The sequence below is a fragment of the Eubacterium album genome, assembly GCF_025336545.1.
Lineage (GTDB): Bacteria > Bacillota > Clostridia > Lachnospirales > Lachnospiraceae > Eubacterium_U > Eubacterium_U album.
On sequence record NZ_JAODBU010000002.1, the window covers coordinates 438,345 to 463,845 of the forward strand.

Below are 25,501 nucleotides of genomic sequence, written 5' to 3' on the forward strand. Positions count from 1 at the left end.
TTTTTATGTCATTTCGTTTTTTCTATGATTTTCCCGACCCATCTTTATTATTTTATATGTAATTTAACTTACCTGATAACTTTATATATATCTAAGTTAAATAAAATATTTAATTCATTGATATCCTGTATAAATTGCTTTTTAATACTACTTCCAATTTCTATCTTTTTATCAAATTCCTTGATTTCAATTATTCCTTCATCACTAATATTTACTATATGAGCTGCATTTACTATACCATTTCTGCTACACCGTACAAAATCTTTACAACCTAATCGCTCTATAATACTGTCACATGTTTTATACCCTATGTTTGTAACCGTATCATTACTATATATCTTAACCTGTCTGTTGCTGTTTTCTATATATTTTATTTCGGATTTATTAAAAAAATAAATAACACCATTGTGCTTAAATTTAACTTTGTCACTCTTTCTTTTTACAAATTTATAATTATTTAGTTTCTTCAATATTTCTTTTAGTCCTTCCATGTCATATGGTTTTTTCATAAAAGCATAGCATCTGACAATTTCATATGCTTGAAAAATAAGTTTCTCATTATCAGCCATAATAACAACCGGAATAAATCTATACGCCCTCTGTTTTCTTACATCTTTCGCAAATTCAAAACTATCGTTATTTGAATTTATTTCAATAATAAACAAATCAACATCATTATTAATTATAACTGAATTTGCCTCTTTTTGCGTTTTAACTGATAATATACAAATATCACTATTTACTTCATTTACCACCATACTTACTTTTTTCAGGCTTTCATCACTTACCCAAATTAAAATCTTTTTCATTCATTTCTCCTATACATAAAAACACAACATCATATTCATTCTACGAATAATGACATTGTGTTATATATATTTCTTCTTTCGTATTTTATAAATTATTCCCTATAATTTATAACTAAGCAAAACCTTCTCCACATAAACACATTTAAAATATTTTGCTAAATATATTAACTTTTTCGTACTATCCTTATTTTAATTATCACATATTTTATTCTTATATTTTTTTATTCTCTGTTCAAAACCTTCTTCAGCCTGATATTTCTTTATTCTCTGTTCAAAACCTTCCAATTCATTTCTAAGTAATACATCTACATCCAAACATTTATCCATATCACTTTGTACATTTCCACATATAATAAAACTTGCTGAAATATCAAATTTATTTTCTAATTCATATAGTATTTCAATCGGAATGTTTACCTTTCCAACCTCTATTCTTCTATAAGCTTCCGTATTCATATGTAATTCTTTTGCCAACTGTGCCTGTGACATTTGTAACCATTCTCTTACAATTCGCAATCTTTTCTTACTTTCAGTCTGTATATTCGTCACTCATACCTCCTATTTGTAATTAGGATTTTACATTTATTTCCAATTTTACTTTTTTATGACAATTTTCACTAGTGTATATTTTGTTTGGTACTATGCACTTTTGTTTGGTTACAAATCAAAGACCTAACTTTATATTCCTATTTTGTTGTGTAATTTGATAAGAACATTTATTTTGCCACTTTTTAATCAAATTTTTTTACATAATAGGATTTCTATGAAATTTTCTATATTAAAAAATCCCTTTCAGGCATCTTCCATGCCTAAAAAGGATTCCTATTATTCATTGTATAAAATATTCATATATTTTTAATACAATAAAGCTATACAATTATGCCTAAGGTAAAAGCCCTGACTTTAATGCTCATACAGGCTTAGACCTTTTACCTCTGACATCATACGATATGTTTAATTTTTAATTATTTTACGTTAAATGCTCTGTTTCCAGGATATACAGCACTTGTTCCAAGTTCTTCTTCGATTCTTAAAAGCTGATTATATTTAGCAACACGTTCACTTCTGCTAGGAGCACCTGTCTTAATCTGACATGTATTAAGTGCAACTGCAAGGTCAGCAATTGTAGTGTCTGCTGTTTCACCTGAACGATGTGATGAAATAGCTGTGTAGCCTGCTTTATGAGCCATCTTAATTGCTTCTAATGTTTCTGAAACCGAACCAATCTGATTTAATTTGATAAGGATTGCATTACCAGCTCCCATCTCAATACCTTTTGCAAGTCTTTCAGTATTAGTAACAAATAAGTCATCACCTACTAACTGAACTTTGTCACCAAGTCTGTCTGTAAGCTTCTTCCAACCTTCCCAGTCTTCTTCATCAAGACCGTCTTCAATTGAAATGATAGGATATTTTTCACATAACTTAGCCCAATGTTCAATAAGTTCTTCTGCAGTGTATTCTGTTCCTGCCTTTGGAAGTTTATAATATCCTTTTCCTTTTTCGCTCTTCCATTCTGATGATGCCGCATCCATTGCAATCTTGAAATCTTTACCAGGTTCATATCCTGCTTTCTTTACAGCTTCAAGGATAGTTTCAATAGCTTCTTCATCAGATTTAAGTGCAGGTGCAAATCCGCCTTCATCACCAACTGATGTTGCTAATCCTTTTTCTTTTAAAATTCCTGCTAAAGCGTGGAAAACTTCAGAACACCATCTTAAACATTCCTTAAATGATGGTGCTCCAACAGGCATAATCATAAATTCCTGTACATCTAATCCCGATGATAAAGCATGGCATCCACCATTTACAATATTCATCATAGGTACAGGTAATCTGTTTCCTGAAATTCCGCCTAAGAATCTATAAAGAGGAATATCTAAGGCAATTGAAGCTGCCCTTGCTGTTGCAATCGATACTGCAAGAATAGCATTTGCCCCTAATTTTGTTTTTCCTTTTGTACCGTCTGCATCAATCATAGCCTTATCTACAGCATAAATATTTGATGCATCCATTCCTGTAATTGTATCATTTATAATTGTATTAATATTTTCTACGGCTTTCTGTACACCTTTTCCTAAATATCTATTTTTATCACCATCTCTAAGTTCTAATGCTTCAAACTCACCTGTTGATGCTCCACTTGGTGCCGTTCCTCTTCCAATTGTACCATCTGCTAAATATACTTCTGCTTCTACTGTTGGATTTCCTCTTGAATCCAATATTTCTCTTCCAATTATTTTTTCAATCTGCAAATAATTCACTATCCGCATCTCCTTTCTGTTGACTAGGACTCTATACCGAAAGGTAGCTATCCTTTCGGTTAGTATTTCTAAAAGAGTCCAAATGATTTATTTGTTGAAGTTAGTTATTTCTAACTATAATCATACTATACTAACTCAGTGATAATTTCAAGTAATTTTTGACTTTAACAAGAATTTATTTTTGCTTTCTATTCTTCTCTCCCAAATAATTGCAAAAAAAATCCGCCCCTGATGATATTTCTATCAGTGACAGATTTTTTTCTTTATCATATATAATGTTAACACCAAAACATTAACTTTACATTTTTTAGTCGAACATTTATAATCATCCTTAACTTAAGTATTAAATATTTGTTTACATATATTTTTTGAAAATAAAATTTAAAATATATGAGTTTAAATACGCCAACAAAGCAAATCCGGCAAATAGCATAATATAAATAATACTTACGGCATCTTTACCTAAAAATATAATTAAAATAACCGGAAGTAACGTTATACAAAGTATCAATAAAGTCCATGGGAAATGCCCGATACCCATAAGCAATGCATTTTTCAAAGTAGTTTTAATTGTATTTTCAAAAGTACTTTGCAATGCCATTGCGTAAAGAAACACAAACAGTATTGCAAGCGCAAATCCAAGAAGCAGTCCTTTCAATGCTGTAACTACTATCCCTTCCTTTAAACTATTCACTATGTATAAATCAAGTGTAGGAATTATTGACAACATCAATAAAATCAGCCACATTGCAGTTGACTGTTTAAAATTTTCTTTAAATAACTTAAAATAAGTTCTTACTATGTACCCTTCTCTATTATCTGCCATCTTCTTAGTAACACCAAAAAGTGCCGTCGTCGATGCTCCAATAGTAAATATTGGCAACGAACAAAGTACAAACAATAAATTCAAAATTACCAAATCAGCTATTGCTGAAACTATTTCGTAAAATTTGCCATCAATTCCAAACACCTATAGTTCTCCTTAAATTTCTTTTACAGAATCTCTCTCAAGCAATTCTGCTTCAAAGATTAATTGTTTCTTTTCGTTATTTCCATTTATCTGTTCCATTAATAAATCTATTGATGATTTTACCATTTGTTCACAAGGCTGTTTCATTGTTGATAATGACGGTTGAAAATACTTTGACATTTCAATTCCATCAAACCCTAAAACAGAGTAATCATCAGGTATTGATTTACCCTCTTCAGATATTGCCTTGTATGCTCCAAAAGCTGTTAAATCTGATATTGCATATAATGCAGTAAATTCTTCTTTTGACTTTAACAATTCTTTTGTTACTTCATATCCATTTGCTACTGTATATTCAGGAATATCATCTTTCATGTATCTGATTAAGTTATCATTTATGTCTATGCCATTATCTTTTAATGCTCTCATATAGCCTCTTAATCTAAGTCCACCTACAGCCTGGTCAGTATTTTTTCCTGAAATCATTGCTATTTTTCTGTGCCCTTTTTTGCACAAATAATCAACCGCCCTATAACTTTCTTTCTCATCGTCTATAGATACTGACGAGCAGTTTCTCTTTGGTGCCATCATATTTACTGCTACAGTGCATAATACATATGGAACACCTATTTCCTCTAATCTTGTATCCAAATAATCCATTTGACCTCCAAGAAAAATAAGTCCCTTTAATCTTTTTTCTTTTGCTAACTGAACTGCAACACTAACATCATCCTGATCTTCACCTACTGCATGTAACAGAAATGTATATTCTAATTTTTTCAATTCTTCTTCAAATATTTTTAACATTCCCTGAAAAAACTGGTTATCAATTCCCTTTATAAGTAATGCTATTGTATTTGAGTCTGTCATTTTTAAATTTCTCGCACTATTGTTAGGAACATAATTATATTCTTTTATAACTTTTAAAATTCTCTTCCTGGTTTCCTGATTAATACCTGGGTCATCATTAATTGCTCGAGAGACAGTGCTAATTCCAACTCCACATATTTTTGCTATGTCTTTAATAGTTAAATTTGCCATGTCTTTCCCCTTTCATTCTACATTTACTAAATTTTTCACGGTTTAGTATTTTATCACAAACATTCTGTTTATGCAAAAAGCTACGAAAAGAATATATCCATCGTAGCTTTTATATGCTATGTTAATCTCTGCCATAAAGAACTGTTAATTCTTTAATTGCATTTGTTAACTTTTTAGTAATCTGAGTAGATTTCATGCGCCACATCCAATTATTTCCTAACGTAGACGGAGTATTCATTCTTGCTTTGTTATCTAAATGCAGATAATCCTGCATAGGAATAATGCATGTATCTGCCGTTGATGCCTGTGCCAGTCTTATTATTTCATCAACAAGTTCTGCTTTGTCATCAACTCTTCTTCCTATGTATTTTTGAATCATTTCCACTTCCTCAGGTTCGATACTATCAAGCCACCCCTTTAATGTTTCATTATCATGTGTGCCTGTATAAACAACACAGTTTTTATCATAATTATATGGCAGATAATCTTTCGGTCCTGATGAATCTCTGCTATCAAAAGCAAATTCTAAAACTTTCATATTTGGAAAACCTGAGTCTTTAACCAACTGTCTTACTGTATCAGTTATGTATCCTAAATCTTCTGCTATTATATTTACATCACCAAGACAATATTTAATTGCATTAAATAAGTCAATCCCAGGTCCCTTTTCCCAATGTCCGTTTGTTGCATCTTCATCCTCAGCTGGAATTGAATAATACTCATCAAACCCTCTAAAATGATCAATCCTTACAACATCGTATAGTTTGACACTTCTTTCTATACGCTTTATCCACCAATCATAATTTGTTTGCTTATGATAATCCCATCTGTATAATGGATTTCCCCATAATTGTCCTGTTGCTGAAAATCCATCAGGAGGACATCCTGCAACTGCAACCGGTTTTCCATTTTCATCCATTTGAAATAATTCAGGATGTGCCCATACATCAGCACTGTCATAAGCCACATATATTGGAATATCTCCAATAATCTTTATGCCATTTTCGTTAGCATACTTTTTTAATTTATACCATTGCCTGTAAAACTCATATTGAATGAATTTATAAAATTCAATTTCATCCTTTAATTCATTCTGATAATATTCCATTGAATATTCCCATCTGAGTTTTATATCTTCAGCCCATTTATCAAAGCTTTGACCATTAAATCTGTCTTTTATGGCCATAAACATTGCATAATCATTTAACCAATAACAATTCTCGCTTTTAAATTTGTCAAAATCTTCTTTTTCACTTATATTGCTCTTTTTATAAGCCTTCTTTAAAAGTTTAAATCTACCGTTATACAATTTTTCATAGTTAACTTTGTCTATTCTGTTACCAAAGTCCACCTTATCACATTCTTCCTCAGTTAACAGTCCTTCTTCAATCAATTCCTCTAAACTGATAAAATAAGGATTTCCTGCATAAGTAGAAAATGACTGATAAGGTGAATCTCCATAACTGGTTGGACCTATAGGCAATATTTGCCAATATTTCTGATGGGCATTTTTCAAAAAATCTACAAACCTATATGCTTCTTTTGAAAAACTTCCAATACCATATTTTCCCGGCAAACTGGAAATCGGTAATAAAATTCCACTAGCCCTCATAGTTCCTCCTTAAATATCATTTAACCTTTTACTGCTCCTGCAGCCACACCTTTTATAATATGCTTCTGACATGTCAGATAGAATATAATAACAGGTATAATACTTAATATAATAAGTGCCATTATAGCTCCTAAATCAACTGAACCATAACTTCCCTGTAAGTACTGGATATGAATAGGAATTGTTCTATATTTATCTAAGTCAAGAACTAAATATGGAAGTAAGTAATCATTCCAAATCCACATTATTTCAAGAATTCCAACTGATATAAGCGTTGGCTTTAACATTGGGATAATGACAATAAAAAATGTTCTTATTGGTCCACATCCATCAATTGCTGCTGCTTCTTCAATTTCAAGCGGTAAACCTTTTATAAATCCTGTAAACATAAATACTGCCATTCCTGCTCCAAATCCCAAATATATAATTGGAATTGACCAAGGTGTGTTAAGTCCCAATGAATCTGCTGTATTTGACAATGTGAACATTACCATCTGGAATGGTACTACCATTGAAAATACAAACAAGTAATATACTATCTTACAAACCATGCTGTCAACTCTTGCTATGTACCATGCTGCCATTGATGTACAAATCAAAATCAACGCTGTTGATAAAACTGTAATTACAAAACTATATAATACCGATTTAAAAAACGGATAATTTCCAAATGTAAAACCTTTGATATAGTTTGCCCAACCTACTAACGCCTCACCAGTAGGCCATGCAAATGTGTCTGTTTTTACAAAGGTGTTAGCTTTGAAAGAGTTCATTAACACAATAAATATAGGACTAACATAAACTAAAGTTACAATTGTCATTATTGCAGTCAACAGTTTTCCATGTTTTAATGGAATTTCACTTGTCTCTTTCATTTTTTTCTTTTTCGGTGTAGCTTTCACTGTAGAATCTTTAATTGTTGAATTCACTGTTTTCTCATTGTTCATTACTGCTGCACCTCCTTAGATCTTGTTGCCTTAAGCTGGATAATTGATATACCTGCAACTAAGATAAAGAATATAACGGCTTTCGCCTGGGCAACTCCCTTACCTGTAAGAGACTGTCCGTAAAATGTGTTGTAAATGTTAAGTGCCAACATTTCTGTTGTCTTTATAACTGAACCATCCTTTAACTGTTCAAACGGCTGTCCGTTTGTTAAAGCTAAGTTCTGATCAAAAAGTTTAAATCCATTTGTTATTGTTAAGAATAAACAAATTGTAATTGATGGCATAATATTTGGGATTGTAACTCTTGTCAATGTCTGCCATTTTGTTGCTCCATCAATTTTTGCTGCTTCAATTAATTCTCCCGGAACTGCCTGCAAACCTGCAATATATATAATCATCATATATCCTACCTGTTGCCAGCACATAAGAATAATTAATCCCCAAAAGCCATATCTTGTTTCCATAAGAATTGAAGTATTAATTTTTCCTAAAACGCCATTAAAAATCATACTCCAAATATAACCAAGAACAATACCACCTATAAGGTTAGGCATAAAAAATGCTGTTCTGAATAAGTTTGCTCCCTTAATCCCCAATGTTAATAAATATGCTATTAAGAAAGCTAACACATTTATTATAAATAGGGATACTATTGCATACAAAGCTGTATACCAAAATGCATGTATAAATGACGCATCATTAAATGCATCCATATAATTTCTAAAACCTACAAAAGAAGCATCACCTATTGTAACAAATTCACAAAATGATAAATAAATACCTCTCAAGAAAGGATATATAAATCCAATGCAAAATGCTAAAAATGTAGGTGCTAAAAATAGAAGAAAGCATCTTTGAATAGGTTTGCGAAGAAGTTTAGAATTTACAGATGTTCCACCATTATGTTTTTTCTTTTTTCCTTTCACTTCAATCTCCTCCTAATTCTTATTCAAAATAGAATTTTCAATATTTTTCTATTTTTTAATAAAGGGGCAGACACTGCCTGCCCCACAATGTGTTAATAATTTAATTATGATTTTATACTTATCAATCTAAAACCTTATTACTTATTAGCTGCTTTATACTGAGTAGCCCATCCCTGAACAAATGCTGTCTTAACATCATCCCATGATCCACCTGCATCATATTTGTTCATTGCTGCTACAAGGCTTGCTCTCCATTCATCTACGTTTGGTGTGTAGTTAAATGTCCAGTCTACGTTGTAATTTCCTGCTTCAAGTAAATCATTTGCATTCTTTAAGAATACGTTACCACTGTCTGCTGCTTTCTTGTAAGGAATAGCACCGAACTGTTCTGCCATAACTTTTGTTCCTTCATCAGATGTTACTAACCAGTTCATGAAATCAAGTGTTGCTTTCTGATCTTTTTCTGAAGCTTTTGCATTAACTGCCCAACAGTTTTCTGTTCCTGAGCAAAGACCAGCTTTTTCTTCTCCTTCAACTCCACAGTAAATTGGAATCATCTGCATATCATCATCTGAAATTGACTTTTTCAATTTATCATATTCCCATGTACCATTCTGGAAGAATACTGCTTCTCCATTCTTAAATTCTGCTTCAGCATCATATCCACCTGTTGCTAAAGAATTCTTGTCATATTTACTATTGTTAATATATAAATCCCATACATTTTTGTAATTATCTAAATATGTTCCTTTGATTTCTGAAGGAGCTTCTGTCCATCCTTCATCTCTTCCTTCATAGAATAAAGGCATATTTGCTAAATGTCCTGTAAATCTCCAAGATGATGAATCATCCATGCCTGATGATGTAAATGCATCAAATCCAAGTTTATCAGCTCTCTTATGAATATCTTCTGCAACTGATTTTAATGAAGCAAAATCTTTAATATCTGTTACTTCATAACCTGCTTCCTTAAGCAACTTCTTGTTTACGATAATTCCATAACTTTCATAACAGTAACCAATTGAGCAAACCTTTCCATCTGCATCTGTTAAGTTAAATGCATCTGTACTTAATTCTTTGTAAACATCTGTATCTTTAAGATCGATGCAATAATCATCCCATGTCTTTACTGCTGCCTGATTTCCAACTACGAATAATGTTGGGGCTGCTGATTTTCCCATTTCAGATGTCAATGTTGAATTGTAATTTCCTGAAGCAGCTGTAACTACTTTTACTTTAACTCCTTTTTCTTTTTCATAAGTCTTAGCTATATCCTGTAAAGCTTCATCTGCTTCAGGTTTGAAGTTTAACCAGTAAACTGATCCTTTAGCACTTGACTTATCACTGCTTGAACTGTTTCCACATCCTGCAAATAAACCTGCTACCATTGTTGCGCATAATGCTACACTAAATAATTTTCTACGCATATTTCTTTCTCCTTTTCAAATAAAAAATAACTAAAGGTCTCCGTTGTTTCCTTCTCAAAGTTTTTTATTTAACTTCACATTGGAAACGTTTCCCATAGCTTGATACTAGCACTTTTTGGAAACGTTTTCAATGGTATTCTGACCATTTTCGGTCTTTTCAGCCTTTTAGCTAATTTTTCACGTATTTTTTGTGCATTTTTCACATCCATTGCAACGTTTTTATATCTTTTTTATACATTTACCACAGTTTTTTTTGTATTTTGCACTCTTGTTAAACACTTTCTTTTTGCCATTTTGCTGTCTATTTTTCTGACAAATACGCAATAAAAAAGTACCATAAAAAAGTTTTATAGCCAACCATTTTACGGTACTTTTATTTCTATATATTTTTATAATTTCCAAATATCTCTGTTATACTCTTCAATTGTTCTATCTGATGAAAAATATCCGGCTTTTGCAATATTAACAAGCATCTTTTTTGCCCATTCTTTTCTATTTTCATAATCAGCATAAGCCTGTTCTCTTGTCTTTACATAAGCATCAAAGTCAGGGAATGTCATAAACCAGTCTTTCCATATAAGTTCATGAGAAAGTCTTTCTAATCTTTCCTTGTCACCTATTGCCATTAATTCATTACCTGTTATAAAATCTACAGCTTCTTTTATTTGTGCATTATCATTATAATACTGTGCTGCGTTATAACTTCCGTTTGCATATCTTTCTACAACAGTTTCACTTAAATCGCCAAAAATATAGATGTTATCATCGCCTACAAGTTCATGTATTTCTACATTTGCACCATCTTCAGTTCCTAGTGTAACTGCTCCATTAAGCATAAACTTCATATTTCCTGTTCCACTTGCTTCTTTTGATGCAAGTGAAATCTGTTCAGAAATATCACATGCCGGAATTAATTTTTCTGCCCATGTAACATTATAATTCTCAACCATAACTACATTAAGATATGGATTAACCTCATGGTCATTGTTTATTAGTTCCTGCAAGCAAAGAATAAGGTGTATAATATCCTGTGCAATGATATATGCCGGAGCTGCTTTTGCTCCGAAAAATACTGTTATTGGAGTTGTTGGCTTTTTACCTGCTTTAATTTCCAAATACTTGTGAATCACATATAAAGCATTTAACTGTTGACGTTTATATTCGTGAAGTCTTTTAATCTGAATATCAAATATTGAATTTTCATTAATTGAAATATTCTGTCTATCACGTAATACATTTTTCAATTCCATTTTCTTAGTGTCTTTTATTTCAAGTATTTTATTTAACACTTCTTCATTATCTTTATATTCTAAAAGTTTCTCTAATTGTGTAGCATCCTTTTTATATCCGTCTCCTATAAGTGATATGATAAGTTCTGTAAGCTGCGGATTACTATGAAGTAGCCATCTTCTAAAAGTAATTCCGTTTGTTTTATTATTAAATTTTTCAGGATATATTCTGTAAAAATTATTTAGTTCAACATTTTTGAGAATATCCGTATGAAGCGATGCTACTCCATTTACACTAGAAGAATAATGAATATCTATATGAGCCATATGAACTCTTTCTTCTCTGTCAATAATGTAAACTGAGCTGTCATCATATTTTCTTCTTACCTTATCATCCAATACTTCAATAATTGGCATAAGCTGAGGTACTGCCTTTTTCAAATAAGAAATAGGCCACTTTTCTAAAGCCTCTGCAAGAATTGTATGATTTGTATATGCACATGACTTAGTAACTGCTTCTATTGCGTCGTCCATTTCTAATCCACGTTCTACCAACAAACGAATAAGTTCAGGAATAACCATTGTTGGATGTGTATCATTTATCTGGATTACAGCATAGTCTGATAAATCATAAAGTTTGCACCCTTTTTCAATACACTCATCTAAAATAAGTTGCGCCGCACTTGATACCATAAAATACTGCTGATAAATTCTTAAAATTCTACCTGCATCATCACTATCATCAGGATAAAGGAATAACGTAAGATTCTTTTCTATATCTTCTTTATTAAAATTAATTCCGTCTTCTACAATGTTTTCATCAACACTTTCAATATCAAATAAATGAAGCTTATTTGTTGTGCTGTTATATCCTGTAACATCAATATCATACATTCTTGAAGTAACAGTCATTCCTTTAAATTTAACCTTATATGTTACATCTGTCTTATTTAACCAGCTTTTCTTAGTAAGCCATGGATCGGGTACTGTAGTCTGGGCATTATTTTTAAATATCTGCTTAAACAAGCCAAAATGATAATTTAATCCTACTCCATCCCCGTTAAGGCCTAATGTTGCTATTGAATCTAAAAAGCATGCCGCAAGTCTTCCAAGCCCACCATTTCCAAGAGACGGCTCTTTTTCAAATTCTTCTATTTCACATAGATTTTTCCCATTATCTGCAAGTTCTTTTTTTACATCATCATAAATTCCAAGATTTATAAGATTATTTGATAACAATTTTCCTATAAGAAATTCCGCTGAAATATAATATAGTTTCTTCTTAGAATTTTTATGTTGTTTACTTTCAGCCATATTTTTGACTAAAGTAAGCAATGAATAATAAATCTCTTCGTTTGTACATTCTGAAATTGATTTATTATATTCTGTTTTAATAATTTCCGAAAGTTGCATTTTTGTACCTCCTAAAATATTATGGTTTTATTTTTGTGTTTATATTATAATATTGTCATCTTATAATTTATTGCATTATTCTTTCGATTATTTGCACAATACTATCCTTTTTTTATTTTGGAGGTTATTTTATGAATAAAGATCAATACAAGATTTATCACGAAACTAAAACTCATACACCTGATGATTTTCCTTATAATACTTATTTGTGTTCTATTCCTTTAGATTTCAATTCTGTTAATTTGCATTGGCATAATGAAGTTGAAATTATAGTAATAAAGAAAGGTTGCGGAATAGTTAATGTTAATTTAGTATCATACTCAGTTGAAGCCGGAAATATAATTTTTGTATTTCCAGGTCAATTGCATTCAATAAGTCAGAATGAAGATAATATTATGGAATATGAAAATATATTATTTAAATCAGGTCTTCTTAAATCTTCAGGATATGATTTATGTAATGATAAATTTGTTAGTTCTTTGCTTTCGGGAAATTTAAATATCTATCCTGTTATTAATGACTGTTTTGAATACTATAATCCTGTTGTTTCCCAAATCAATGAAATTGACAGATTATGTGATTTTCGTCCATATGCATATCAGTTATCAGTCAAATCCCATCTGTTTCAAATATTTTATATCTTAATTTCAAGTTGTGGCTTAAACGAAGTTAAACCTATCAGTAAAAAGTCCCTTGATAAGGTAAAGTCTATTCTGACTTATATTGCAGATAATTTTCAAAGTAATATTACTATAGAGGAAATTGCAGGTCATTGCTTTTACAGTAAATCCTATTTCATGAAATTTTTTAAGGAAACTATGGGTATGAGTTTTATACAATATCTTAATGATTATCGTTTAGAAGTTGCAGCTAAATTATTAACCACAACTTCTGATGATATTATTGATATCTCTGTTAATACCGGATTTGAGAATTTATCTTATTTTAACAGATGCTTTAAGAAAAAATACGGCACTACTCCGGGAAGATATCGAAATATCAATTCTTAAATACTTTAACTATATTTTTTCAAATCATTTATAAAAGAAAGAGGCGTCATATGATACTTTTTCTTAAATGCCCTGTGAAAATATGAAAGATTGTGAAACCCTACAGATAATGAAACTTCCATTATTGATGAGTTTCCCTTTTCAAATAATTCGACTGCTTTTTCAAGCCGCAAATTATTAATGTATTCAACACAAGTCATATTCATATGTTTTTTAAAAAATCGCATAAAATGATAATCACTAAAATAACAAAGTTTAGCTAATTGTGACACGGTAATTGTTTCAGAATAATGAAGTTCAATATAATCAAGTACATTTTTTATCTTGTCCGACACCTTTTCTGTCTCCGGCACCGCTACCTTTTTACTATATTGAAGCAATAAGAATATTGTTTGTAAAAATAATGATTTCAATGCAAGTTCATAACCAATTATTGATTCGTCATATGTTGTATTAATCTGATTAAATATTTTTCTAAGAGATACATATGCCGGATAATTTGGTTTTATAACGTATGGCATGGAAAACTCCTGATTCATAATAGGTGCAAGATACCTTGTCGAGCATATATCTGTAGAATTTCCTCCTAAAAATTTCAGGTGAAATACATATGTTTCAGAACTTACTTTTTTATTATTTCCTAATGTTATTGAATGTAAAAACAATGGAGGAACAAATAAAATATCTCCTTCTTCTACTTCATATTCAACTAAATCAATCTTATATATACATTTTCCACTTGTAATCAACGTAAGTTCCGCCTCTTCGTGCCAATGGTTAGTTACTCCCATGTATTCTGAAGAAAGATTTGTTATATATTTTTGTACGGGAAAAAAACTTTCTCCATGTTTAGCATCTTCTTTTTGATCTATCGCAAGTGTATGTACCTTTTTCAAATTCATTACCTCTTATCATTACTTCATATATTTTATTTTCAATAGCAGTATTGTGTTATATATTGTTAAAATACTGCAAGATAATTTCATTTTTTATTTTTATAATAGCAGTATAATACATATATTTCAATGTATTTACATTATATGAGTGAAAGAATTTACTAAGCATCAGTTTTAGTAAAAATGAGGTATTTATATGAATAAAAAATGGTGGCATGATAAGGTTGCTTATCAGATTTATCCTAAAAGTTTTCTTGATACTAATGGGGATGGAATTGGTGATTTAAAAGGTATAATATCTAAACTGGATTATTTAAAAGAATTAGGAATTGACATTATATGGCTTTCTCCTATTTACAAGTCACCTTTTATTGATCAGGGCTATGATATTTCTGACTATTATTCTATTGCCAAAGAATTCGGAACTATGGAAGATTTTGATGAATTACTTTCTGAAGCAAAAAAACGTAATATGTACATTATAATGGATTTAGTTATAAATCACTGTTCTGATCAACATGAATGGTTTAGGAAAGCTTTAGCTGACCCTGATGGCGAATACGCTGATTATTTCTATTTCAGAGAAGGCAAAAATGGTAATCCACCTAGCAATTATCGTTCATATTTTGGTGGTAGTTGTTGGGAACCTGTACCTGGAACTGATAAATATTATTTACATATGTTTGCAAAAGAACAGCCCGATTTAAATTGGGAAAATCCAATTCTAAGGCAAAAACTTTTTGATATGGTAAACTGGTGGCTTGAAAAAGGTCTTGCCGGGTTTAGAATTGATGCAATTATGAATATCAAAAAAGACCTTGATTTTCCTGATTTTGGACCTGACGGTCCTGATGGCTTGTCAGGATGTTGGCGCATGATAGAGAGTGTTGATGGAATAGGCGAATTGTTAGACGACTTAAAGAAAAACACGTTTGAGAAATATGAAGCATTTACTGTTGCCGAAGCTTTTAATTTAAACAAATCTGAACTTAATAAGTTTATTGGCGAAAACGGATATTTCTCAACTATTTTTGATTTCAGTGCGCAGTGCCTTAGTGACGGTAAGCATGGTTGGTATGATTCACCAGACATCACTTTTAAGAAGTGGCGTGAAACCATCATTAACTCACAACTTGATGTCCAAAAGGTTGGATTTGAAGCAAATATTATAGAAAACCATGACGAACCTCGTGGAGTATCAAGATTTTTACCTGAATATGCCAGAAACGCTGATGGTACAAAAATGCTAGGGACAATAAGTGTTTTGCTTCGTGGAATTCCATTTATTTATCAGGGGCAGGAAATTGGAATGCAAAATGCCATTTGGAAAAGCGTTGATGAATTTAACGACATAAACACAATAGACCAATATTACATTGCAAGAAAAGCCGGTCTTAATGACACGGATGCATTAGCTGCCTGTAGCAAAATGAGTCGTGACAATGCAAGAACACCTATGCAGTGGGATTCTTCTAAAAATGCCGGCTTTACAAATGGTACACCTTGGTTAAAAGTTAACTCGAATTATAAATTAATTAATGTTGATACTCAGGAAAAAGATTCCGATTCTGTGCTTAACTACTACAAAAAATTATTATCAGTACGCAAGTCTGATGAATATATAGAAACATTTACTTACGGCGAATTTATTCCTGCATATGAAAATACAGAAACAGTTATGGCTTATTATCGTGTATTTAATAACAAACGTATACTTGTTATTGCAAACTTTGGAAAGGATACTGCTACCGTTCCCGTTGAATATTCCTTTAAACACATTATTCTTTCTAATAAAGGCAGGAGTTCTCTACCGACTACCTCTATTAGCCTTGAAAGCTGTGAAGTTCTTGTTTTAGAGTGTGATAATTAAACTGTAATAATAAAAAGGATTGGTTTATATAATTTTCTTAAAGTTCATCATTCAAGGTTCTAAACTTTACTTCTTAAGATTTAGAGCCTTGAATTTTTCACTTTTATAAAATACTATATACCAATCCGTATCCATCACAGTTGTAAACTTTTGACCAAACATAATTGTTATTGTTTTAACTTATTAGTCATCCAATAAATTCTGCATACTACGCAAGCTTATTAATAAAGTTGATGTATTATGCAAAAGTGCTGCTAATGTAGGCTGAATAATTCCTGCCACTCCAAGAACAATTAATCCTGTGTTAAATATTGCTATATCTTTGTAGTTTTTATGAATTTTCTTCATTAGTCCATTACTAATTGCTTTTAATGTTACGATTTCATATAAACTGTCAGCACCTATTGTAACATCAGCAATTTCTCTTGCAATTTGAGCGCCATCACTTATTGCAATTCCTACATCTGCCGCTGATAACGCCGGTGAATCATTTACACCATCACCTATCATTATAACTTTTCGCCCAAGCGACTTTTCTTTTTCTACAAATTTTGCCTTATCCTCCGGAAGTACTTCTGAATAATATTCATCAACACCAACACGTTTTGCTATAACCGAGGCAGTCCTTTCACTATCACCTGTCATCATAACAACTTTACTTAATCCTGCCTTTTTTAATGAATTAATAACTGCTTCTGCTTCATCTCTAAGCGGATCTTCTATACAGATTACACCTGCAAGTTCATTTTCAATCGCAAGATAAAGATGAGAACACTGCAATGGCAAATTATCAAATTTTTCTTCCATTCCTTTTGGAACGACACATTTTTCATCTTCAAATACAAAATGTGAGCTTCCTATAATTGTTTTTCTTCCGTTATAAAACGTAGAAATGCCATGAGCAACTATATATTCAACCTTTGTATGTTCTTCTTCGTGTTCAAGACCTTTCTTTGCTGCTGCATCTACAACAGCCTTAGCCATAGAATGTGGAAAATGTTCTTCTAAGCACGCTGCAATTTTTAACAATTCATCCTGAGACTGTCCGTTGAATGAAATAACATCTACAACTGTAGGTTGTGCCTTTGTAAGTGTGCCTGTTTTATCAAACACAATACTGTCTGCTTCTGCTATTGCTTCAAGATATTTACCACCCTTTACGGTTATGTTATAAATACTTGCCTCTCTAATTGCTGACAAAACAGATATCGGCATAGCAAGTTTTAATGCACATGAAAAGTCAACCATGAGCACTGACAAAGCTCTTGTAACATTTCTTGTTATAAGCCACGTTATACCTGTTCCAAGTAAAGTATATGGAACAAGTCTGTCTGCCAAATGTTCTGCTTTTCCTTCTACCTGAGACTTGAGTTTTTCCGACTCTTCAATCATTGATACAATTTTATCAAATCTTCCTGAGCCACTTACCTCTTTAACACAAATTGTAAGTTCCCCTTCTTCAACAACTGTTCCTGCATATACTGAACTATCTTTTTCCTTTTGTACCGGAAGTGATTCTCCTGTCATAGATGCCTGATTTACCATGGCATCTCCATCTGTAACCGTGCCATCAAAAGGAATAATATTTCCCATATGTACTACAACTTTGTCCCCTGCTTTTATCTGATTTGAATCAACAAGAACTTCTTTTCCATCACTGCCAACAAGCCATACTTTATCAATGTTAAGTGACATGCTTCTTGCTAAATCATCAACAGATTTCTTGTGAGTCCACTCTTCAAGAATTTCACCTATTCCAAGTAAAAACATTACTGAACCTGCTGTTTCCATATCTCCTCTAAGCATAGAAACTGTTATTGCCGTTGCATCTAATACCGGTACTTCAATTTTTCCTTTGAGAAGAGTCTGTATTCCATGTTTAATATATTTTGTTGATTTAACAACTGATATGGCTGCTCTTATTGGATATGGGATAAATAATTTTGAACTATATCTAAGAACTACTTTATTTATAAGTTTTTCTTTGTATTTTTCATTTAATTCTCTACCCGAATTTTCAAGAAATATCTTTGGGACTTCAACATTCTCATAAGAAAATGTTTTAATCATTTTAATAACTTCTTCTCTATCTCCCTGATAACATACAGTCACATCACCTGTTCTGTTTTGAACATTTACATGAGTAATATTCTTTCCCATAGAAAAATAATATTGCAATATATCCGCCTGTTCATATGACATTCTTTTTTGAGTGACATGAAAACGTATACGGCCTTTTATTTCATGCATAATTTTAACTTTCATTATTGTGCCTCCATACAACTATAAAAAGCAACTTAAGCAGTTATTCCCTGCCCTCGCTGCTTTCATAGTACCTATTTCGATATAAAGTTATTTTTATCTGCATTTATGTAATTTAATAAGTTATAAACTATTAACTTCAAATTTACTCTGCATCTTCTGTTGTATCTTCAACTACATCTTCAAATTCATCTTCAATATTTTCTGCTTCCTCTGCTGCAGCTCTTTCTTCATTAATCTGCTGAGCTTCTGCATAAATATCTTCTGCATTTTCCTGAATTGTTGTAGCTGTCTTCATAACACAATCTTTAGCTCTAAGAGCTGCTGCTGTACAGTTTGTATATACTTTTTTAGCATCCTTACTTCCTAAAACTTTTACACCTGCTGTTCCAAACAATACACCTGCTGCAAAAATTCCTGTTTTCTTAATATCAATTTTCTTTAATATGTCTAACATTTTTCTCCTCCTAATTCTACTGCTACCTTAAGACTTCAAAACTATTGTAAAACTTATTAAAATTTAGCAATCCATTTTATTGCCCTATTATGCAAAGCATTACTAAAATGTTTCAATCATCTATCTGTAGTTATTTGTTTCTAACTCATTTTATAGCACACTTGTTTTTTTGTGTCAATAAATGGCACTAAATTATTAATCACAAATTTGCACCATGTTATTCCTGTATAATTTTTGTATACTTATTTGTTTATATATTATCTTTAAACTCAAAAAACATGGTCAATTTTAAACTGGCCATGTTTTTCATTTTATTCATCTATTCTTCTTTCAATGTTCGCATTGAGTTAAGTATTGCTATTACTGATACTCCAACGTCTGCAAATACTGCTTCCCACATATTTGCAACGCCAAAAGCTCCTAATATAAGTACTAACGCTTTAACTCCTAATGCAAATACAATGTTTTGTTTTACAATCGAGAGTGTTTTTCCTGATATTTTTACAACTGAAGCAATTTTTGTAACATCATCATCCATTAATACAACGTCCGCTGCTTCAATTGCCGCATCACTTCCCATACTTCCCATTGCAATACCTATGTCAGCTCTTGTGAGTACAGGAGCATCGTTAATTCCATCACCAACAAATGCTACTTTATCCTTTTCGTTCTTTTGTTCAAGAAGTTTTTCTACACGGTCTACTTTGTCTGCCGGCAACAATTGTGCATGATATTCATCAATTCCAAGTTCATTTGCCACCTTCTCAACTATTTCCTTCTGGTCTCCGCTAAGCATTACTGTCTTTTTAACACCAACATGTTTCATATCAGCAATAGCTTCTTTAGTGCCCTCTTTTATTTCATCAGAAATTACTAGTGAGCCTGCAAATTTGCCATCAATCGCTACATAAATTATTGTCCCAATTGCATCACATTTTTCATAGGAAATGTTTTGTTTATTCATCAGTTTTTCATTGCCAACAAAAACATCTTTTCCTGCAAACTGTGCATGTATTCCATGCCCTGCAATTTCTTCAACATTCTGAAGTTTTGATGTATCTATTTTTTCTCCATATGCATTTTTAATAGACTCAGCAATAGGATGTGTCGAATACGATTCACTATATGCTGCTACTTCCAACAATTCCTTTTCACTACATCCGACTGCATTTATCCCTGATACTTTAAACTCACCTTTAGTTAGAGTTCCTGTCTTGTCAAATACTATTGTTGACATTTCTGCCAATGCTTCTAAATAATTGCTTCCCTTTACAAGTATTCCAATTCTAGAAGCAGCTCCAATTCCACCGAAAAATCCCAACGGAACTGATATAACTAAAGCACATGGACATGAGATTACAAGGAATATACAAGCCCTCTGAATCCAATCCCCCCACTGTCCACCACAAAACAAAGGCGGTATTATTGCCAAAGCAACTGCACCAATAGTAACTACAGGTGTATAATACTTTGCAAATCTTGTAATAAAGTTTTCAACTCGAGCTTTCTTACTACTTGCATTTTCTACTAACTCAAGAATCTTAGCTACTGTAGAATCATCAAATTCCTTTGTAGTTTTTACTTTTAAGGTAGTACTTCCGTTAACACATCCACTTATAATTTCATCGCCTACGCTAACCTTTCTTGGAACAGATTCCCCTGTTAAGGCTGCAGTGTCAACAAATGACTCTCCTTCAATAACAACTCCGTCAAGTGGTACTTTTTCTCCCGGTTTAATTACTATAATACTTCCTACCTCTACATCATCCGGGTCAACCTGTTCTAATCCGTTTTCAGTTTCAATATTTGCATATTCCGGGCAAATATCCATCATGTCTGAAATTGACTTTCTTGATTTACCAACAGCATATGCCTGAAATAATTCACCAACCTGATAAAACAGCATAACTGCTACTGCTTCTGAATATTCACCAACTCCAAATGCACCAAATGTAGCAATCATCATCAAAAAGTTTTCATCAAACACCTGTCCATGACTTATATTTCTAAATGCCTTAAACACAATGTCATATCCAATAATAATGTATGGTACAAGATAAATAACAAATAATATCCATTTATTTATATCATCAAACTTTCCTGTTTTTTCTAATACAAGAAGAATTACAAACAAAATTAATGTGGCTATTATTCGTCCTAACATCTTTTTTTGCTTTTCACTCATAACATGCTCCATTCTTCCGTATTTATTTTACGGATGTATAATCAAAAACTGTCTTTTCTAATTTCTATTTATAAAGCCGGTAACTTTCTTTGACTTATGCATTGAAAATCTGCCGGCTTTATAATTATGGACAATTATAATAAAATCTTGCAGTCAGGTTCTACCTTTGCACAAACCTTTACTACTTCTTTCATAATGTCATCAAATCTTGCATCGTCTGCATCAACCATCATCTTCTGTGTCATAAAGCTTACAGATGCATCATTTACTCCATCAATTTTCTTAATTAAATCTTCCATCTTTGCTGCACAATTTGCACAATCCAAATCCTGTAATTTAAATTTCTTCTTCATAATTAACATCCTTTCCACTAATGCTTTAGTACTGACTTTCTAATCTCTAATATATTTATTTTTCTTCTATATGTTCAATTCCCTGGGAAATTATCGTTCTCACATGACCATCTGCAAGTGAATAGAAAATTGATTTACCTTCTCTTCTATTCTTAATAAGTTTAGCCTGCTTTAAAATTCTCAACTGATGAGATACGGCTGACTGAGTCATGTTCAAAGTTTCTGCCAAATCACATACACATACTTCAGATTCAAATAATACAAAAAGTATACGTATTCTTGTAGAATCTCCAAATACTTTAAATAACTCTGCCAAATCATATAATTCATCCTCATCAGGCATATTATCATTAACGATTTTCAACAAGTCTTCATGAGTCTTACATTCATCGCAACATTCTACATTGTGATTTATCATTTTAATTCCACCTTTCTCCAAACATATGAATAATTGTTCATATGTTTATAATATATTTATTATTGTCATATGTCAATATGTTTTCTATTTTTATTTTGTATTTATTTTATATTTATTTTTATTCTATAGTTTTATCTTTTTATTTGCTTTTCTCACTATCTTCTTATTCGGATTTTATTTCGTTGCAATTTATCTGTACTTCTGTTTTATTTCTTTTTTGTTTATGTAATTGTCGATTTTTTTGTTTATCTAATATCCTATACTTTCCAATCTAACTATGTTATAATCTTTGACGCAAGGAACTTATAATTATTCAAACTAATTATAGGTTTCTTGTATTAAGTTTAAACATTTTTGTTGATAGTTTTAAACTAATATTAAGAAAGGATTTTAAATACAAGTCATTGTCTAATCTTTGATTTGTGTCTTGTTTTTACAAGGTTTGGTACGGAAAATGAATATAATCATAGTTGGCTGTGGTAAAGTTGGAAAAAATCTGGCTGCACAGTTGAGCAAAGAGGATAATAGTATCTGCGTTGTTGACATTGATGGAAATGTTGTTCACAAGTTAGCTGACACTTATGATGTTATGGGAATTATCGGTAACGGTGCAAGTTATAGCGTTTTACAGGAAGCCGGTCTTGAATATGCTGATTTATTAATCGCTGTAACTAAGTCTGACGAAGTAAATCTTTTATGCTGCATGATTGCAAAAAAAGGAAGCAACTGTAACACAATTGCCAGAGTCAGAAATCCTATATATAACAAAGAACGTCATTTTCTTCAGGAAGAATTAGGATTATCCATGATTATTAATCCTGAATTTATTTCAGCAACTGAAATTTCACGTATTTTGTGTTTTCCAAATGCAATTGATGTTGATCTATTTTCAAAAGGACGAGCTGAAATGATTCGTTTTAGAATTCCTAAGGATTCTGTTCTTGATAATGTACATATAAAAGATTTATCATCCCGTATATTTGCAGGTGTTCTTATATGTGCTATTGAAAGGGATAATGAAGTAACAATCCCAACAGGTGATTTTGTTTTAAAATCAGGAGATGTTGTATCAATGATGTCTTCTAGACAGACAACCATTGACTTCTTCCATTTTATTAATTTCCATACTCACGAAGTTAAAAATGCGATGATTGTTGGTGGTGGAAAAATTGCTGTATATTTAGCACAAATGCTTTTGAAGTTAAAGATTTCAGTAAAAATAATCGAACATGACCCTGCACGTTGCCAGGAATTGTGTGAAATGCTACCTAATGCTACTATCATTTGCGGTGACGGAACAGACAATACTCTTCTTATTGAAGAACGAATAGACCAGACAGATGCATTAGTTACATTAACTAATTATGATGAAGAAAATATACTTCTTGCTTTATTTGCTCAAAAGAGAGTAAAAACTAAAGTTGTGTCAAAAATAAATCGTTCACAGTTAACTGAAGTGGTTCATAATTTAAATTTAGACAGTGTTATTTATCCTAAAAATCTTTGTACTGAACGAATTTTACAATATGTACGTGCAAAGCAAAATGCCATTGGAAGTAATATCGTTACTCTATATAGATTATGTGACGATAAGGTTGAAGCTTTGGAATTTAACATTGCCGAGAAATCAAAACTGACAGGTGTTCCTTTGAAAGACCTTAATATAAAAAAGGGTGTATTAATTTGTTGTATAACCCGTGATGATAAATTAATTATTCCGGGTGGAGATGATGTAATTGCTCCTGGTGACTCAATGATTATAGTTACAACTCTTTTAGGCTTAAAAGACGCTAGGGATATTTTGGAGGATTAACATAAAGTCATGAATTATTCAATTATACGATATATTTTAGGAATTGTATTAAAACTTGAAGGCATATTAATGTGTCTGCCTTTGATTGTGGGCATAATTTATTCTGAAAAATCAGCATACTCTTATGTAATTACCATTGCTATGTGTCTGATTATTGGTACTATTCTTAGTCACAAGAAACCAAAAGATACAGAATTTTATGCAACAGAAGGTTACATAACAGTTTCATTAAGCTGGGTAATTTTAAGTATATTTGGTTGTCTTCCATTTGTTATAAGTGGAGAGATACCTTCAATGGTAGATGCCTTATTTGAAACCATCTCCGGTTTCACAACTACAGGAGCAAGTATTTTATCTGATGTTGAAGCTTTATCCTATTGTAATAATATGTGGAGATGCTTTACGCATTGGATTGGTGGTATGGGAGTTCTGGTTTTTATACTTGCGATTCTCCCAATGCGTGGTGGACAGCGAATGTATCTTATGAAAGCAGAGAGTCCCGGACCTTCTGTTGAAAAACTTGTACCAAAAGTTAGAAATACTGCAATGATTTTATATGGGATATATACTGTTATGACTTTTATTGAAGTACTACTTCTTCTTATATCAGGTATGCCGTTATTTGATGCTTTAACTACATCTTTTGGTACTGCCGGTACAGGTGGATTTGGAATAAAAAATGACAGTATAACCGGATATAACTCATCGATTCAGATTATAGTAACTGTTTTTATGATATTATTTGGTTTAAACTTTAATATATACTATCTTATTTTATGTAAAAAATTTAAACAGGCACTACATTCTGAAGAATTAAAAGCTTACCTTTTAGTAATTTTTGCAACTATAGGAATTATTACTTTTAATATTCGTAGTTTTTTCCCAACTATAGGTGAAGCATTAAAACATGCGGCATTCCAGGTTGGTTCAATTATTACTACAACAGGATTTTCGACCACAAATTTTGATTTATGGCCACAAGTATCCAAAACAATTCTTATTATGCTAATGTTTATGGGTGCCTGTGCCGGAAGTACAGGTGGTGGTATTAAGGTTTCACGACTTTTAATATTAATCAAAACATTAAAAAAAGAATTATTTACTATTGTTCATCCTCGCGGAGTCAAAAAAATAACTATGGACAAACGACCTATTGAACATGAAACAGTACGTTTAACAAATATTTTTATGGTTGCATACATATTTATTTTGGCATTTTCAATTTTACTTATCGGCATTGATAATTTAGACTTCACAACTAATTTCACAGCCGTAGCTGCCACATTAAATAATATTGGTCCCGGATTAGAACTTGTTGGACCTACCCGTAATTTTGGACTATTTTCTGATTTTTCAAAATTTATTTTAATGTTTGATATGTTAGCCGGACGACTTGAAATTTTCCCTATGTTAATGCTTTTTGCACCAATTTCGTGGAAAAGACAATAGTTCGAAATGTATGTTTTAAAATAAATTGAATTTGCAGTTAAACATTCATAGAACGTATAAGTATTACGTTTAATATCCTTATACAAAACAGGCACTACATACTGAACAGACCCCCAAAAAGTTAAAATTCCAGTTATAACTTTTTAGAGT

At 31.6% G+C, this 25,501-nt stretch carries 20 protein-coding genes; 4 read left to right on the forward strand and 16 right to left on the reverse strand.

The genetic code is table 11. The features are described 5' to 3' along the window. Positions 1-68: 68 nt before the first annotated feature. The 10 genes from N5B56_RS02295 to N5B56_RS02340 all read right to left on the reverse strand — a co-directional run bounded on the left by N5B56_RS02295 (position 69) and on the right by N5B56_RS02340 (position 12,638). Complete coding sequence (locus tag N5B56_RS02295) at positions 69-809, reverse strand: LytR/AlgR family response regulator transcription factor (RefSeq protein WP_118565565.1); 741 nt, start codon at positions 807-809, stop codon at positions 69-71. Between the two features lie 189 nt (positions 810-998). Next, positions 999-1,358: a helix-turn-helix domain-containing protein gene (locus N5B56_RS02300; protein WP_022088459.1), complete on the reverse strand. Its 360-nt coding sequence runs from the start codon at positions 1,356-1,358 to the stop codon at positions 999-1,001. 416 nt (positions 1,359-1,774) lie between these two features. After that, entirely contained in the window at positions 1,775-3,073 is a 1,299-nt protein-coding gene (gene eno / locus N5B56_RS02305; RefSeq protein ID WP_346432179.1) for a phosphopyruvate hydratase, read from the reverse strand. 355 nt (positions 3,074-3,428) lie between these two features. Continuing rightward, entirely contained in the window at positions 3,429-4,043 is a 615-nt protein-coding gene (locus N5B56_RS02310) for a YesL family protein (protein ID WP_022087835.1), read from the reverse strand. Positions 4,044-4,055: 12 nt separating this feature from the next. Continuing rightward, entirely contained in the window at positions 4,056-5,084 is a 1,029-nt protein-coding gene (locus N5B56_RS02315; protein ID WP_022087836.1) for a LacI family DNA-binding transcriptional regulator, read from the reverse strand. Between the two features lie 121 nt (positions 5,085-5,205). Further along, a complete protein-coding gene (gene malQ / locus N5B56_RS02320; protein WP_260978298.1) occupies positions 5,206-6,696 on the reverse strand; it encodes a 4-alpha-glucanotransferase in 1,491 nt (496 codons plus the stop codon). 20 nt (positions 6,697-6,716) lie between these two features. Beyond that, positions 6,717-7,643 carry a carbohydrate ABC transporter permease gene (locus N5B56_RS02325; RefSeq protein ID WP_336305939.1) on the reverse strand — a complete coding sequence of 309 codons (927 nt, stop codon included), beginning with the start codon at positions 7,641-7,643 and terminating at the stop codon, positions 6,717-6,719. Next, on the reverse strand, positions 7,643-8,569 hold the full coding sequence (locus N5B56_RS02330) for a carbohydrate ABC transporter permease (protein ID WP_167553901.1): 927 nt from the start codon (positions 8,567-8,569) through the stop codon (positions 7,643-7,645). Before N5B56_RS02330 ends, N5B56_RS02325 begins: the two co-directional genes overlap by 1 nt. Positions 8,570-8,706: 137 nt before the next feature. Continuing rightward, entirely contained in the window at positions 8,707-9,996 is a 1,290-nt protein-coding gene (locus N5B56_RS02335; RefSeq protein ID WP_022087934.1) for an ABC transporter substrate-binding protein, read from the reverse strand. Positions 9,997-10,385: 389 nt separating this feature from the next. Beyond that, positions 10,386-12,638 (reverse strand): glycogen/starch/alpha-glucan phosphorylase, encoded by a 2,253-nt coding sequence (locus N5B56_RS02340; protein WP_022087933.1) that lies wholly within the window; start codon positions 12,636-12,638, stop codon positions 10,386-10,388. Positions 12,639-12,769: 131 nt separating this feature from the next. On the opposite strand from N5B56_RS02340, the gene N5B56_RS02345 reads away from it, so the two are divergent. After that, positions 12,770-13,648 (forward strand): AraC family transcriptional regulator, encoded by an 879-nt coding sequence (locus N5B56_RS02345; RefSeq protein WP_260978299.1) that lies wholly within the window; start codon positions 12,770-12,772, stop codon positions 13,646-13,648. A 5-nt stretch (positions 13,649-13,653) separates the two neighbouring features. On the opposite strand, the gene N5B56_RS02350 is transcribed toward N5B56_RS02345, so the two are convergent. Continuing rightward, complete coding sequence (locus N5B56_RS02350; RefSeq protein ID WP_346432180.1) at positions 13,654-14,544, reverse strand: AraC family transcriptional regulator; 891 nt, start codon at positions 14,542-14,544, stop codon at positions 13,654-13,656. A 196-nt stretch (positions 14,545-14,740) separates the two neighbouring features. Between N5B56_RS02350 and N5B56_RS02355 the strand changes: the two genes are divergently transcribed. Further along, positions 14,741-16,414 (forward strand): alpha-glucosidase, encoded by a 1,674-nt coding sequence (locus tag N5B56_RS02355; RefSeq protein ID WP_260978301.1) that lies wholly within the window; start codon positions 14,741-14,743, stop codon positions 16,412-16,414. 183 nt (positions 16,415-16,597) lie between these two features. Here N5B56_RS02355 and N5B56_RS02360 read toward each other — a convergent pair whose 3' ends face one another. The 5 genes from N5B56_RS02360 to N5B56_RS02380 all read right to left on the reverse strand — a co-directional run bounded on the left by N5B56_RS02360 (position 16,598) and on the right by N5B56_RS02380 (position 22,089). Then, complete coding sequence (locus N5B56_RS02360) at positions 16,598-18,679, reverse strand: heavy metal translocating P-type ATPase (RefSeq protein WP_260978302.1); 2,082 nt, start codon at positions 18,677-18,679, stop codon at positions 16,598-16,600. A gap of 142 nt (positions 18,680-18,821) precedes the next feature. Beyond that, the gene (locus N5B56_RS02365) at positions 18,822-19,133 is read right to left on the reverse strand and encodes a DUF6110 family protein (protein ID WP_022087928.1); all 312 of its coding nucleotides are present in this window, start codon (positions 19,131-19,133) and stop codon (positions 18,822-18,824) included. 319 nt (positions 19,134-19,452) lie between these two features. Then, positions 19,453-21,318 carry a heavy metal translocating P-type ATPase gene (locus N5B56_RS02370; RefSeq protein WP_260978303.1) on the reverse strand — a complete coding sequence of 622 codons (1,866 nt, stop codon included), beginning with the start codon at positions 21,316-21,318 and terminating at the stop codon, positions 19,453-19,455. 134 nt (positions 21,319-21,452) lie between these two features. After that, on the reverse strand, positions 21,453-21,671 hold the full coding sequence (locus N5B56_RS02375) for a cation transporter (RefSeq protein ID WP_260978304.1): 219 nt from the start codon (positions 21,669-21,671) through the stop codon (positions 21,453-21,455). 55 nt (positions 21,672-21,726) lie between these two features. Continuing rightward, positions 21,727-22,089 (reverse strand): ArsR/SmtB family transcription factor, encoded by a 363-nt coding sequence (locus N5B56_RS02380; protein WP_022087925.1) that lies wholly within the window; start codon positions 22,087-22,089, stop codon positions 21,727-21,729. 454 nt (positions 22,090-22,543) lie between these two features. Here N5B56_RS02380 and trkA point away from each other — a divergent pair, with 454 nt between their 5' ends. Both trkA and N5B56_RS02390 read left to right on the forward strand, forming a co-directional pair. Next, complete coding sequence (gene trkA, locus N5B56_RS02385; protein ID WP_022087924.1) at positions 22,544-23,902, forward strand: Trk system potassium transporter TrkA; 1,359 nt, start codon at positions 22,544-22,546, stop codon at positions 23,900-23,902. Between the two features lie 9 nt (positions 23,903-23,911). Continuing rightward, complete coding sequence (locus N5B56_RS02390) at positions 23,912-25,351, forward strand: TrkH family potassium uptake protein (RefSeq protein ID WP_260978305.1); 1,440 nt, start codon at positions 23,912-23,914, stop codon at positions 25,349-25,351. The last annotated feature ends 150 nt before the right edge of the window (positions 25,352-25,501 follow it).